Annotated in this window: 14 protein-coding genes; 9 read left to right on the top strand and 5 right to left on the bottom strand. The window is 49.8% G+C overall.

Features of this window, described 5'->3' with window-relative positions; translation table 11 throughout:
* Nucleotides 1-2: 2 nt before the first annotated feature.
* The 4 genes from phrB to KXJ70_RS09975 all read left to right on the top strand — a co-directional run bounded on the left by phrB (nucleotide 3) and on the right by KXJ70_RS09975 (nucleotide 4,629).
* Complete coding sequence (gene phrB, locus KXJ70_RS09990) at nucleotides 3-1,382, top strand: deoxyribodipyrimidine photo-lyase (RefSeq protein WP_219043363.1); 1,380 nt, start codon at nucleotides 3-5, stop codon at nucleotides 1,380-1,382.
* Nucleotides 1,383-1,497: 115 nt separating this feature from the next.
* Nucleotides 1,498-2,055 (top strand): ATP-dependent zinc protease family protein, encoded by a 558-nt coding sequence (locus KXJ70_RS09985; RefSeq protein WP_219043362.1) that lies wholly within the window; start codon nucleotides 1,498-1,500, stop codon nucleotides 2,053-2,055.
* Nucleotides 2,052-3,584: an inactive transglutaminase family protein gene (locus KXJ70_RS09980; protein WP_219043361.1), complete on the top strand. Its 1,533-nt coding sequence runs from the start codon at nucleotides 2,052-2,054 to the stop codon at nucleotides 3,582-3,584. Before KXJ70_RS09985 ends, KXJ70_RS09980 begins: the two co-directional genes overlap by 4 nt.
* 1 nt (nucleotide 3,585) lies before the next feature.
* The gene (locus KXJ70_RS09975) at nucleotides 3,586-4,629 is read left to right on the top strand and encodes an alpha-L-glutamate ligase-like protein (RefSeq protein ID WP_219043360.1); all 1,044 of its coding nucleotides are present in this window, start codon (nucleotides 3,586-3,588) and stop codon (nucleotides 4,627-4,629) included.
* Nucleotides 4,630-4,742: 113 nt separating this feature from the next.
* Here KXJ70_RS09975 and KXJ70_RS09970 read toward each other — a convergent pair whose 3' ends face one another.
* The 3 genes from KXJ70_RS09970 to KXJ70_RS09960 all read right to left on the bottom strand — a co-directional run bounded on the left by KXJ70_RS09970 (nucleotide 4,743) and on the right by KXJ70_RS09960 (nucleotide 6,633).
* A complete protein-coding gene (locus KXJ70_RS09970; protein ID WP_219043359.1) occupies nucleotides 4,743-5,447 on the bottom strand; it encodes a thiol:disulfide interchange protein DsbA/DsbL in 705 nt (234 codons plus the stop codon).
* Nucleotides 5,448-5,661: 214 nt separating this feature from the next.
* Nucleotides 5,662-6,288 (bottom strand): c-type cytochrome, encoded by a 627-nt coding sequence (locus tag KXJ70_RS09965; protein WP_219043358.1) that lies wholly within the window; start codon nucleotides 6,286-6,288, stop codon nucleotides 5,662-5,664.
* Between the two features lie 42 nt (nucleotides 6,289-6,330).
* Nucleotides 6,331-6,633: a c-type cytochrome gene (locus KXJ70_RS09960; RefSeq protein ID WP_219043357.1), complete on the bottom strand. Its 303-nt coding sequence runs from the start codon at nucleotides 6,631-6,633 to the stop codon at nucleotides 6,331-6,333.
* A gap of 177 nt (nucleotides 6,634-6,810) precedes the next feature.
* On the opposite strand from KXJ70_RS09960, the gene yihA reads away from it, so the two are divergent.
* Nucleotides 6,811-7,479: a ribosome biogenesis GTP-binding protein YihA/YsxC gene (yihA, locus tag KXJ70_RS09955; protein ID WP_219043356.1), complete on the top strand. Its 669-nt coding sequence runs from the start codon at nucleotides 6,811-6,813 to the stop codon at nucleotides 7,477-7,479.
* A 162-nt stretch (nucleotides 7,480-7,641) separates the two neighbouring features.
* Here yihA and polA read toward each other — a convergent pair whose 3' ends face one another.
* Entirely contained in the window at nucleotides 7,642-10,401 is a 2,760-nt protein-coding gene (gene polA / locus KXJ70_RS09950; protein WP_219043355.1) for a DNA polymerase I, read from the bottom strand.
* A gap of 259 nt (nucleotides 10,402-10,660) precedes the next feature.
* Between polA and KXJ70_RS09945 the strand changes: the two genes are divergently transcribed.
* A complete protein-coding gene (locus tag KXJ70_RS09945) occupies nucleotides 10,661-10,927 on the top strand; it encodes a hypothetical protein (RefSeq protein WP_219043354.1) in 267 nt (88 codons plus the stop codon).
* A gap of 33 nt (nucleotides 10,928-10,960) precedes the next feature.
* Here the strand turns inward: KXJ70_RS09945 and KXJ70_RS09940 are convergent, their stop codons facing one another.
* Nucleotides 10,961-11,812: a metal ABC transporter solute-binding protein, Zn/Mn family gene (locus tag KXJ70_RS09940; protein WP_219043353.1), complete on the bottom strand. Its 852-nt coding sequence runs from the start codon at nucleotides 11,810-11,812 to the stop codon at nucleotides 10,961-10,963.
* A 74-nt stretch (nucleotides 11,813-11,886) separates the two neighbouring features.
* Here KXJ70_RS09940 and KXJ70_RS09935 point away from each other — a divergent pair, with 74 nt between their 5' ends.
* Genes KXJ70_RS09935 through KXJ70_RS09925 form a run of 3 tightly spaced genes read left to right on the top strand, consistent with a single transcriptional unit; the run spans nucleotide 11,887 to nucleotide 13,904 of the window.
* Nucleotides 11,887-12,372 (top strand): Fur family transcriptional regulator, encoded by a 486-nt coding sequence (locus KXJ70_RS09935; RefSeq protein ID WP_219043352.1) that lies wholly within the window; start codon nucleotides 11,887-11,889, stop codon nucleotides 12,370-12,372.
* Nucleotides 12,365-13,120: a zinc ABC transporter ATP-binding protein ZnuC gene (gene znuC, locus KXJ70_RS09930; RefSeq protein ID WP_219043351.1), complete on the top strand. Its 756-nt coding sequence runs from the start codon at nucleotides 12,365-12,367 to the stop codon at nucleotides 13,118-13,120. Before KXJ70_RS09935 ends, znuC begins: the two co-directional genes overlap by 8 nt.
* Entirely contained in the window at nucleotides 13,113-13,904 is a 792-nt protein-coding gene (locus KXJ70_RS09925; RefSeq protein ID WP_219043350.1) for a metal ABC transporter permease, read from the top strand. Before znuC ends, KXJ70_RS09925 begins: the two co-directional genes overlap by 8 nt.
* Nucleotides 13,905-13,921: the final 17 nt, after the last annotated feature.

Below are 13,921 nucleotides of genomic sequence, written 5' to 3'. Positions count from 1 at the left end.
GTATGACGGCGCTTATTTGGTTTCGCAATGATTTACGAAGTTTAGATAACCCAGCGCTCACTGCCGTCTGCAAGAACCATGAGCACGTTCGCGCTGTTTACTTTCTCTGCCCGCAGCAGCTTGATGAGCATGGCATTGCCCCCATTCGTCGACACTTTCTGCGCCGCGCCGTCGATGACTTGAGCGCACAGCTGGGTAAGCTAGGTATTCCCCTCGACATCGTCAATGCCACGCACTTCAAACACGTGCCAAGCCAGTTAAAAAACCATTGTCAGAAACACGGTATTGAGGCCGTGTATGCCAATCAAGAATGGCTGGTCGATGAAATACAGCGTGATAGCCTCTGCACCGAGCAATTAGACATCCCCCTACATTTACTCGATGACAGCCTGCTCAGCCCTCTGCACATTGCCAAGGGCGATGGTCAGCCCTACAAAGTGTTTACGCCGTACTCTCGACGCTGCCGCGAAGTGCTGGCAGCGCAGTTTCCCCGTGTTTTGCGGCGACCTGCTGCCAAAAAGTCATCGGACGCCGGAACAACGGCGCAGTGTCCAAAATTTGGAGAGGAAAAAGACTCCTCCGCCTGGCCGGCCGACGAGGAGGGCGTGCTGCAACAATTGCGTCAATTTTGTGCTGAGCGCGCTGCTGACTATCAAAAGCATCGCGATTTTCCTGCAATTGATGGCACTTCGCGACTCTCCGCCGCCTTAGCTTTGGGTCTCCTCAGCCCACGTCAATGTCTAGCCCGCTTACAGCAGGAGTGTGGTGAGGAGATTTGGGACGCTAAAAGCGATGCTGGCACATGGTTTAATGAGTTGCTATGGCGAGAGTTTTACCGCCATGTTGCCTACCACTTTCCGCGAGTCGTAAAAGGTCAGGCCTTTCAGAGCTATACCGACGCCATTCCGTGGCCAAATGACCAAGCACTATTCGACGCCTGGCGTGAAGGTCGCACCGGATTCCCCATTGTGGATGCCGCCATGCGTCAGCTCTCGGCAACTGGCTGGATGCACAATCGCTTGCGCATGATTGCAGCATCCTTCCTCTGCAAAGATCTGCATATTGATTGGCGCTGGGGTGAACGCCACTTCCTAGAGACCCTGATTGATGCCGATTTTGCCTCAAATAACGGTGGCTGGCAGTGGGCGGCCTCGACGGGGACTGACGCAGCACCTTATTTCCGTATTTTTAACCCGACGACTCAAGGTCAGCGCTTTGATGCCGACGGCGAATTTATTGTGCACTACGTACCCGAACTAAAAGGGCTGCGGGGCAAGCAATTGCATCAACCACCGGCTGTTTCGGATTACCCTTTGCCTATTGTCGATCACAATGAAAGGCGAAAAATTACCCTCGCACTTTTTAAAGAAATCAGAGACTAAGCACACTCAGACACATTTATTGCTCTCCAGTGATAGCCCGTGCTGGCTAACTGTACCCAGCCTGAACTATGCTATGCAGGCACTGGGGAGCACAATAAGATGAAAAGGAGTAACCGTGCGATTTGCTGTCTTTACGCTACTATTTACTAACGCCATTTTATTCACCGCTGCTAGCCACGCCGACGATGATTCCAATCAGATCTTCGGATTAAGCGAATACGTTTACATCGAGGAGCTGGGAGTTCGCTACAAGGCGAAAATTGATACCGGCGCTGAGAGCGCATCAATCAATGCGATCAACGCCCAAGTCGAAAAGGGCAAGGGTAAAAAAGATGACATCGTCCATTTTGACTTGGTGTTGCCTGATGACTCGCTAAAATCAGTGAGTTTGCCGCTCAGCAAGCATATCCGTATCAAACGTCGTGCCGCTGACTACGACGAAGACGAAAAAGATTATAGTCGCCGCCCTGTGCTAGAACTAACACTCTGTATTGGCGGTAACTCGCACAAGGTTGAGGTTAATCTAGCGGATCGCAGACAGTTTTCGAAACCCATGCTGGTTGGTTCTGAACCGTTGACTGCGTTTAACGCGCTGGTTGACCCAAGTAAAAAATACATGCAGGACAAAACGCTCTGCACTAAACAAGATAAGTCCGAGGAGCAAAACGAATGAAGGGCGTAAAACTGCATGTCAGGGTACTGGCACTGGCGCTATTAATTATGGGTGCCGCCAGCACTGCATGGCAGATTTTTGTTCTAAATATTCCGGTCTCCTCCGAAACCACAGAGCCAGTGTGGGTAATCGACACCAAGCTCAGCTTTAACGCCCGCGACAATAGCCCGGTAAAAGTACAAATGTATTTGCCTCCAGTTTGGAGCAAGTTCATTACCCTGAACGAGAGTTTCATTTCTAAAAATTACGGCGTGAATACCGATGTCGTCGGCGATAATCGGCAAGCGGTTTGGTCGGCGCGCCGCGCCGAGGGTAGTCAGCAGCTTTTTTATCGCTTAATGCTCACTAAGCGCAGCAACTCAAGCTTCTCCGAATCAGAACCCGGCCCCCTGTTCAGCGAAAGCCCAGAACTGATAGGCGTAGAGAAAGTCGCCGTTGATGCACTACTAAAACCAATTCGCGAGCACTCCGCTGATATCGAAACCTTTATTCGCGAAGCAATCAAACTTATTAACGAGCCAAGCAACCACAATGCCCGCTTACTGCTGGGTAACGACTACACACAAGACAGTAAGTCGCGGGTGCTTGAATTATTATTGTCTTCTGCTCATATCCCTGTAGAACGCGTCCACACCCTGCGACTAGTCAGCAGCGTGGCGCAAATCTCCGAGTTGTGGATGCGTAGCTACAATGGCAAACGCTGGCTCTACTTCAACCCTGAAACTGGCGCCCTCGGCTTACCCAATGATCGAGTTGTATGGTGGACCGGCGATGAACCAATGGCAGCCGTTGAGGGTGGCCGTAATCTAAAAATAGAAGTTACCGCCAATCAACGCATCATGAGTTCTATTATGCTCGCCCAATCCGTGGCCGAGCGCAAAGAGAATAAACTGTGGGCTCTGTCGCTATACGACTTACCGCTGCAGTCACAGCAAACCTTTGAAATCATTCTTATGATTCCAATTGGGGTAATGCTAATTCTATTGTTGCGCAATGTTATCGGCCTGGAGACCTTGGGCACATTTACGCCCGTTCTAATCGGTCTGGCATTTCGTGAAACCCAGGTATTCTGGGGAGTCATTCTGTTCACCGTGATTACCGCGCTCGGCCTATCGCTGCGATCCTATCTCGAGCATCTGCACTTGCAATTACTATCGAGACTGTCTGTGGTGCTGACCTTTGTGGTGATTGTAATGGCTTTAATTAGTGTCCTTGGGCACCGTTTAGGGCTAGATCGCGGCTTGTCGATTGCGCTATTCCCCATGGTTATTTTGACCATGTCGATAGAGCGTATGTCGATTGTCTGGGAGGAGCGCGGCGGTGTTCACGCTGGCAAGGTGGGTGTCGGCACGCTAGTCGCCGCGACGCTGTCACATCTAATGATGACCTACGAACCCTGGTCGTACTTCGTATTTACCTTCCCAGGTATGCTGCTGGTATTTATGTCATTCATGTTGGTACTAGGCCATTACCGAGGCTACCGTTTAACCGAGCTATTCCGTTTTAACGCCATGATTAAAGGCAAATAACATGTCCTTATTTAGTACGTGGAAAGAGCTGCGTGAAAAGGGCGTTATGGGTATCAACCAGCGCAATGCAGACTATGTATTGCGCTACAACCAACGCCATCTTTATCCCTTGGTTGATGACAAAATTAAAACCAAAGAACGCGCGGTACAGGCCGGTATTCACGTGCCGCCCATGTATGGTGTCATCGATTCAGACAAGCAAATCAGCAAACTTAGGGACATCGTTAAAGACCATCGCGACTTTGTTATTAAACCGGCACAAGGCGCCGGTGGTGACGGTATCATTGTTATTGCTGACCAATTTGAAGGCTACTATCGCACCACATCTGGAAAATTACTGAGCCACGAAGATATTGAATTCCACCTTTCGGGCATTTTATCGGGTATCTATTCACTGGGCGGGCATCGCGACCGCGCACTTATTGAATACCGAGTGACGCCAGACCCAATCTTTAGTGCCATAAGCTACGAAGGTGTGCCTGATATCCGCATTATTGTGCTGAAAGGCTACCCCTTACTCGCAATGTTGCGACTACCTACCCGCCAATCTGGCGGCAAGGCCAACCTCCATCAAGGCGCGATAGGGGTTGGAGTCGATCTAGCAACGGGGATTACGCTGGACGGTACGTGGCTAAATAAACTCATCAACAGTCACCCAGACACAACCAACCCCGTAAGAGGGGTGCAGTTGCCGTTCTGGGACGGCTTTATGTCATTAGCAACCCGCTGTTATGAGCTCACCGGCCTAGGCTACTTAGGCGTAGATATGGTGCTAGACAAAGATCGCGGCCCCTTGATGTTAGAGCTAAATGCCCGACCCGGACTCAATATCCAAATTGCCAACGATGCAGGCCTGGCCGCGCGCTGCCGGAAAGTGGAAAATGAAATTGACCGGCTTGCCGCCAAGGGTATAAAAAATCCAGCCCCCGCTAAGCGACTCGCGTTTTGCCAAAGGGAATTTGCCCAGCAAATGCTACCAAGCATTACGGAGCAAGAGGGCAATTCGTCGGCTGAGCTTAACAGTGAGGCCGGCACTCAAATATAGAGCTCAGCACAAAAATAAAAAGGCCGCTTAGCGTGTACGCCAAGCGGCCTTTTTTATCTATCTTCTGAGCCCGCTATAGTAGAGAAGGACTAACGCAAGATTGCGACAATGATTTACTTGGCCGCCCGCTCTTTCGCTATCAATTCGTCAGCAACCTTCAGCATTTCTGCCTGGCCACCCGCCGAGCGACCTGTGATGCGGTATTTGCCGTTGACTATCAACTCGGGCGTACCTGCAATACCGTAGGAGCGAGCGCGTGCATCAGCCTGCTTCACCTGGCTGTTCACACCAAATGAATCAAAGGTTTTACGAAAAGTCGCGTCATCAATATCGCTATGGCTAGTAAATAGCGCAGCTAGTGCGTCGGCGTCACGAAGGGTATTACGATCAACATTAATAGCTTTGAATATCGGCTCATGTACCTTATCCAGCACACCCAAGGTCAGCGCCGTATAATACGCTTTGGCATGCACGACCATCAGCTCATTCCACATTGCCGGTGAACGGTGAAAATCAACATCCGCCGCGAGCTTTTTCTTCCACACCTCAATCATGGGGTCAAAATGGAAGCAGTGACTGCAGCCGTACCAAAACACTTCAACAACTTCGATTTTATCAGGATTAGCCGTTCTCACTGGCTGAGGGATGCGAATAAAGCGCTCTCCCACATCAGCTTTGTCGCTTGGTTGAGCTTGGGCGGCGGCAGAAGCTGCTGGCTGGGCTGTTTTTGAAGCAGCAGGCTCTGCACCATCGCTGCACGCCGACACTAATAATAAAAAGCTGAACACACTGAGCAGTGAAAGCATTTTCTTGAACATGAAGCCACCTCATTTAAAAACGGTTTACCCAATAACTGTCGGGAAACGCAAATTAGAAAATTAAATTGTTATAAGTTGTCTGAGACCATGCTAATACACAATGATTCCTATTTAACAGGATCTTATACACAACTTACCGGGATTTTGTTCATTTAAAATCTACCGTCGCAGAAATAAAAAAAGCGGCCGAAGCCGCTTGTTTGTCTGCTCGCACTCAGTGATGTAAACCTTGGATATAACTTGCTACCGCTTCAATTTCAGAATCACTCATTTTAAATGCCACAGTCCGCATTGTTTTGGTGTCGCCATCGTTGGCGCGACCTTCACGACCATCTGCCGCCGCACGGAAAGCTTTCAATTGCGCAATCGTATAGTCCGCGTGCTGACCCGCCAGTGCAGGGAAGCCAGCCGCCGCCATACCTTGGCCGGTTGGTGAATGACAGGCCGCACAAGCTGGCACACTGCGATCGGCAATACCACCGCGATAAATAGCGGCGCCTTTTTCTAGCAATGCAGGATCTGTTTGACCTGTGCTAGCCTTTTTACTTGCGTAATAAGCAGAGATATCTGCAATATCTTGGTCAGACAAATTATCTGTTTGGCCCGCCATCAATGGCGCAGAACGCTCGCCAGATTTAATGTCGTGAATCTGCTTAGCTAAATAACGCTCACCTTGCCCCGCTAGATTCGGGAAGTTCGGCGCAGGACTATTACCGTCAGCACCGTGACAGGCAGCACATGGTGCCGATTTCGCCTTACCGGCCGAGGCATCGCCCTCTAATGCCACGGCAGAACCAGCGAACATCAATGAGGCAATCATTACTAATAGTGGTTTATTCATTGTCACACACTCTTTAATCAAGATAATTCTGTCACACACTTCTTAAGATTGTGGCGTCGCCATATACTCAATCAATGCTTTAAATTCGTCATCGCTGCAATTGAAACACAAACCCTTTGGCGGCATTGCATTAAAACCTTCATTAGTATGCTTCATTAATGTATCCATGCCTTTTTCTAAACGAGGCGCCCAGTCAGCCTCAACACCTGTTTTTGGCGCACCATTTGCACCAAAACCATGACAGGCATAGCAGGATGCCTTATAACGATCTACAATCGCCTGCTCGGCCGCAGTGGCAGTCACGCTAGCCGCTATCAGAAGTAAAGCCACAAACCATTTATGCATGAGTTACATCTCCAAATATCAGCAGTTCGAACTCGTTTTTCGGAACGCTGGGGCTTACTCAGCACCTAAAGTGACCCCGCACAAAAACTGCGGCATTATACACAACTAGTCGGCGTGTGGGCCAGTTATTGCCCTAGAGCTTGTACACACTGCCTTAGTCATTTTCTCGGATATATTATGGATTCCTCCCCTGCTTTAAACTACCGCCGCGCCAGTTATCTAAAGAGCTCGCCAAACCTGATGCACTGCCCAGATGACACCGGAGCGGAGGTTGCCTTCGCTGGCCGCTCTAATGCAGGAAAATCTAGTGCAATCAATCGCTTAACGGAAAACAAGAAGCTCGCTAAAACCAGTAAAACGCCTGGCCGAACCCAGTTACTCAACTTTTTTATCTTAGATGAAAGCGGCCGCCAGCGACTTGTCGATCTCCCAGGCTATGGCTTTGCCAAAGTTCCACTGGCAGTTAAAAATGAGTGGCAGCGCAACCTTGAAGCCTATTTACAAAAACGCGAATCGCTGCGGGGCATGGTGTTAATGATGGATATCCGCCACCCCCTCACGGAGTTTGACAAACAAATGGTGAGCTGGGCGACCAAAAGCACCATGCCTATGCACATTTTACTTACCAAATCTGACAAACTGAAACGCGGCCCCGCGTCGGCAACCTTATTGGCAGTGCGTAAGGAGCTCGCCGAATACGGCGACTTAATTAGTGTGCAATTGTTTTCCGCCCATAACGGCGACGGCCTGCAGGCGCTGCGAAGCCAGTTAGACCAGTGGCTGGATATTCCAAGACGTGAAGAAGTTGGTATCGATGAGCTGGCAGAGCCCAATAATGAGATTTAACGCTATTTGCCAGGTGCAAAAAAGCCCGGTGCGCTGAACTCACCGGGCAATCCTACTCCTAAGGAGTCAGGGGGAGACAAGTCTCCTAACGCGGGGCTGTTCTCACATACATTTAAGAGCAACAGCCTATTAAAAGTAGACGCAGATTTGCGAATACGCAAATTAATGCGCCTCGTCCCAATTCGCACCCACACCCATCCCGACCTCCAGAGGTACCGATAAATCTGCCGCTGCCATCATCAGTTTTATCACTTCCGCCTTCACAGAATCCAAGGCCGCCGGCGCTACTTCCAACACCAATTCGTCGTGAACTTGCATGATCATACGGGCATCTACGCCACTTTCTGACAAATAGCGATCTACCGAAATCATGGCCCGTTTGATGATATCAGCCGCCGTACCCTGCATTGGCGCGTTAATGGCCGTGCGTTCTGCTGCTTGTCGGCGCATTCCATTGCTGGCATTTATTTCCGGCAAATATAGGCGTCGACCAAACAAGGTTTCTACATAACCTTTTTCTGACGCCAATACCCGAGTTTCATCCATATAACGCAACACGCCCGGGTACCGCTCAAAATAGAGGTCTATATATTCTTGAGCTTCTTTGCGGCCGATATGTAATTGCCGCGCAAGACCAAAGGCCGACATGCCATAAATTAAACCAAAATTAATCGCCTTTGCATTGCGACGCTGCTCATCACTTACTTCGTCTAAAGCGACCCCGAACACCTCCGCAGCCGTGGCTTTATGGATGTCTTCACCCGCGGCAAAAGCATCGATCAAGCCGCGATCGCCCGACAAGTGCGCCATAATGCGCAGCTCTATTTGAGAATAATCAGCAGCCAAAATGACATAGCCCGGCGGCGCGATAAACGCCTGCCTAATCCGCCGCCCCTCAGCACTGCGAATTGGGATATTCTGCAAGTTAGGATCCGAAGAAGATAAACGACCCGTTGCTGCCACCGCCTGATGGTAAGAGGTGTGAATCCGGCCGCTCGCCGGATCAATCAATAATGGTAATTTATCTGTATAAGTCGATTTAAGCTTGGCCATGCCGCGATGTTCGAGAAGCACCTTGGGAAGCGGGTAATCATGCGCTAGCTCAACCAAGACCTCCTCAGCAGTGGACGGCGCACCCTTTGGGGTTTTCTTTATTACGGGAATATTTAATCGCTCAAATAATATTTCACCCAACTGCTTTGGCGAGGCAAGATTAAATTCCCCACCCGCCAAGTCATAAGCTTCTTTCTCCAGTGCCTGCATTTTCAAACCAAGCTCATGACTCTGCTTATTAAGCAAGTCACGGCTCACTAGCGCACCATTGCGCTCAATACGCGACAAAACCGGCACCAGCGGTAATTCGATGTCGCGATAGACCGACATAAGCTCCGAGCAGGCCTTTAACTGTGGAGACATCACTTGATGCAAGCGCAGGGTAATATCCGCGTCTTCTGCTGCGTAGGGGCCGGCCTGTTCCAGAGCAACCTGATTAAAGGTCAGCTGCTTGGCGCCCTTGCCAGCAATATCTTCAAAATGGATAGTGCTGAGGCCCAAATGCTTCAGGGCGAGGGTGTCCATATCGTGACGACTACCAATAGAATCCAGCACATAGGACTCAAGCATTGTGTCCTCAGTAATACCTCGAAGGGTAATACCGTGATTGAGCAGCACATTGGCATCGTATTTTAAGTTCTGACCCAGCTTAGCTTTGCTGGGGTCTTCTAAAATCGGTTTCAAGGCGGCCAAGACCATCTTCTCGTCGAGCTGATCTGGCGCGTCCAAATAATCGTGCCCAAAGGGGAGATAAGCCGCCTGACCAGCTTGCACCGCAAAGGACACACCGACTACCCGCGCCTGCATATAATTCAAACTGGTTGTTTCGGTATCAAAGGCAAACAATTGAGCCGCGCGCAATTTCGCGAGCCATTCATCAAATTGGCCCTGCGTTAAAATCAATTGGTAATCTGCTTCTCCAGAAAAAGCGGGCACAGCCGGCTCAGCTTCGCCGCCGTTTAGGAGATCTGCCTGCTCCACAGATTCCGCACGCTCAGTGCGACTTAATTCTTGCATCCACGTTTTGAATTCAAACTCTGTAAACAAGCTCAACAAGCGCGCGTTATCAGGCTCAGTTGGCAGAAGCTCGGCCATCGACACCGCTAGCGGCACATCGCATTTGATTGTCGCCAAAGTGTAGGAAAGGAAAGCTTGCTCGCGACTATCGGCAAGTTTTTTAGCTATGCCTTTGGCGCCGCGGATTGGCAAGTCTGGCACCTTGTCGAGGTTTTGGTAGATATCTTCCAAGCCACCCAGCGCTTGCAGTAGGGCGAGAGCCGTTTTCTCACCAACACCGGCAACACCGGGGATATTGTCGACTTTGTCGCCCATTAGCGCCAAAAAGTCGATGATTAGCTCCGGAGGAATACCAAACTTCTCATTGACCCCCGCAATATCCATCACGGTATCAGTCATCGTATTCACTAAGGTCACATGCTCATTTACCAGCTGCGCCATATCTTTATCGCCGGTTGATACCAGCACTGGACGCTCCATACCGGCCTGAGCCGCCAGAGTGCCGATAACGTCATCAGCCTCAACACCATCAATTACTAACCGCGGCAACCCCATTGCATCAACGATGGCATTTATCGGCTCGACCTGACTGCGCAAGTCATCAGGCATAGGCGGGCGCTGCGCCTTGTACTGTGAATAAAGATCGTCGCGGAAAGTTTTGCCTTTAGCGTCAAATACCACAGCGATTGGGCTATCGGGGTAATCTTTCTGTAATCGGCGCAACATATTAATCACCCCCTTTATGGCGCCGGTGGGTTGGCCTGTTGAGGTGTTAAGCGGCGGCAGGGCGTGGAACGCACGATACAAATAAGAAGAACCGTCAACTAAAACAAGGGGCTTTATGGCTGTCATGGGAGCGATTTGATACATCAATTATTGGGAAGGGCAGTGTACCACGAGGCTGCCAAGCATCATTAGCTATGCAAAATAAGTCGATGTGTTACCTATTTTCACAAATCGAGGTGGGTGACACCTTGGCAATTTGCCACATTGCTGAGAAATTAACAAAAATTAAGAGGAGAACCTAATATTATGTGTTACCTTACGTAACACAAGGTAACCTTTATCTTGTGCAGGGCCAAACATGCCCAAATAGAAAGGAGTAATACAAATGAACAAAACTATCAGTGCAATCTTTGTCCTAATAGCCAGCGCCATGGCAACTGCAGCAGAACCCAATATTGCAGACTCAGAGCCAATGGTTTTAGCCTACAATCAGGTCAATAGTGTCAAACTGCCTGACGCTAACATTGAGTACGCCAGTCAGCGCTCAGCAGAACGCTTTCTAGAGCAAAATCTGGACGTTGTTGCCGCTAGCTTAAGTGTTGAGCTTGAAGACAAAATTAGTAGTTTAATGACACCACGTATAGACGAATAAGCCCCAAGCTTGATGATTTGTCTTTACGGACTACTAACGATCAAAACAGGCAAGAAATGCCTGCCCGAGCTGACGGTATAATCTCAAAAACCCGTCAGCACCTTCCTTGTTTCCGCTAGTAACAAGCCGCTCCCCCAAGGGATCTATTTCAATAACTCGTATGTCGACATCTGCAATTAACGCATTCAGCATTGCCGGTGCATATTGCGGCTCCCTAAACACACAAGAAAACTCTCCCGCCTGCAATCGAGCACGCAAATCAACAATATGCCTAGCACCCGGTAAACGATCAGATCCAGCCATCACCATCTCACCTGCAGGTAAACCATGGTGGCGCTCAAAACGGCTAAAACCATCGTGCAGCAATAGATAAGGGCGGCGCTCATGACGCGCTATCTCTTCTTGCAACTGCTTATCGTACAGCCTGAACTCAGTACTAAAACGCGCCGCATTTGCATGGAAATAAGCGCCCCGAGACGGTAAACGATCTGATAGCAAACGCGCCACTCGCCGAGCGATGCTTTGGACCTCTTCTGCGTCCATCCAAACATGAGGATCTTCGCTGTTCTTTAAATTTGGATAAAGAGCTACCGCGTTATCTTGCTTATCCAATAACTTTTGCAAAAAGGTTTCCAATACTGGCCCCACCCACAGCACTAAATCAGCGGAACGAATTCGCTGGGCATCGGAAGGCCGCAACTGAAAATCGTGAGGGGATACCGTCGCCGGAGCTAGCAGCTCTGCCGTAATTGCATCACCACCAATATCCCGAACAATCATCTGCAAAGGCATAATGCTGGACAGCACTACCGGCTTATCATTAGCTGCCCATGCCGCACCACTGAGCATCCAAGCCGTTAATACATACCACACTACAACTCTCAATTAATTGTCCCCATTGTTTATTACCGTGCAAATGCAATATTATAACATTTTATTTTATGCAGAACTTAAGCTCAATGCACAATATAACTGAACATCACAACCATCAGCGTTGTATTGATGACGCCATGACCCGCGCAAAGGCGCTATGTCATAGTCGGCAAGTAAAGTTCACCCGTATTCGCGAACAGGTTTTAGCGTGTGTATGGGCTAATCACCAACCCGTAGGGGCTTATACCATTCTCGAGGAGTTAGCGAAAGATTCTAGCCGGCGCCCAGCCCCACCCACCGTGTACCGCGCATTAGATTTTTTGCTCGACAATGGCCTAGTGCATCGCATTGCCTCACTGAATGCATTCATTGGCTGCCAAGACCCCAGTCACCAACATCAAGGACATTTTTTAATTTGCCGCCAGTGTCGAAATGCAACGGAGCTAGACACCGATATTATCAATACCGCCATCAACACCGCGGCCAAACAACACGGTTTCTCTGTAGAAGTACCCTGTGTCGAAGTCGTTGGCTGCTGTGCCCACTGCAAGGAGAATCGCGACAATGATTGATTCTCCGCTGATCAAGCTCGATCACATCTCTTTAAAGCGTCAGCAACAAAGCCTGCTTAGCGATGTCAGCCTCAGCCTCATTCCACGCCAGATTATGACCATCATTGGCCCCAACGGCGCGGGTAAAAGCACCTTAATCAAAATTGCACTGGGTTTAATCAAACCAGACAGCGGTAGTATATTTCGGCAGGCAAATCTCCGTATCGGTTATATGCCACAGCGCCTGACTCTTAACCCCTTAATGCCTTTGAGTGTAGAGCGCTTTTTAACAATGGCCAGCCCGAGCAAACAAAATATCGCTAACGCACTGGAGCTAACTGGCATTAGCCACCTGCGCAAACGCCCCTTACACAACATTTCCGGTGGGGAAACCCAACGTGTGTTGCTCAGCCGCGCCTTATTAAGTGACCCCAACTTACTGGTACTAGACGAGCCGGCGCAAGGTGTCGATATTAGCGGACAAACTGAGCTCTACGAACTGATTAACTATTTACGAGATACCCTAGGCTGCGCGGTGTTAATGGTATCCCATGATTTACACTGGGTTATGGCGCAAACCGATACGGTTATTTGTTTGAATCAACATGTTTGCTGTCACGGCCACCCTGAGCACGTCAGCAACGATCCGGCGTATTTATCACTATTTGGCCGACGCCACGCCGAAGCGGTTGCACTTTATCAACACGACCACGACCATCAGCACGACATTCACGGCGATGTTGTATGCGAGCACCGTCACCATGATTGATATTCTATTTAACGCCCTTATTGCCGGTTTACTGGTGGCCTCCTTATGCGGTCCCCTCGGCGCACTGGTAACGTGGCAGCGCATGGCGTACTACGGCGACACTCTCGCCCATTCTGCGTTACTTGGTCTTGCGCTGGGTTTAACCTTACAAGCAAACTTGCAATATAGCGTGCTACTGACTTGTATGATTATCGCTAGCGCTCTTTTCGCCCTGCAGTGGTGGCGCGATATTGCACTAGATAGCCTGCTGGGTATTTTGTCCCACAGCAGTCTCGCGCTAGGTTTGGTGTGCTTGTCATTTTTAGACAATCAACAGTTAGATTTAAACGGTTTCTTATTTGGTGATTTGCTAGCCATAGCCAAAGAAGATCTTATCAACCTTGCTGTTATTTGCGGCATAGTTATGGCGTTATTGTTTCGCTACTGGCCAGCGCTTGTTGCCGTGACCGCGCACGCAGAACTTGCCGAGATAGAAGGGCTCCCCGTGAAGCGTTTACGCCTGCTATTAATGCTTATGGTAGCCGCGACGGTCGCGGTTGCGATGAAAATAGTTGGGGTGCTATTGATCACTGCCATGCTGATCATTCCCGCTTCCGCGGTCGGTCGCTTCGCCCGCAGCCCAGAACAAGCTGCGCTACTTGCAATAATTTGTGGCGCCATCGCCGTTATGTCCGGCTTAGCAGGGGCATGGTATTGGGATACTCCGGCAGGCCCTAGCATCGTACTAGGCGCCGGATGTTTATTTGTGCTGGGACAATTAGGACCGAGTTATCGGCGCGACTAAATAACTCGGCGTCATCT

It is taken from the genome of Zhongshania aquimaris (genome assembly GCF_019312595.1).
Taxonomy (GTDB): Bacteria; Pseudomonadota; Gammaproteobacteria; order Pseudomonadales; family Spongiibacteraceae; genus Spongiibacter; species Spongiibacter aquimaris.
Note: the sequence above shows the minus strand (reverse complement) of the source record. Positions and strands in the feature narration are given on the sequence as shown.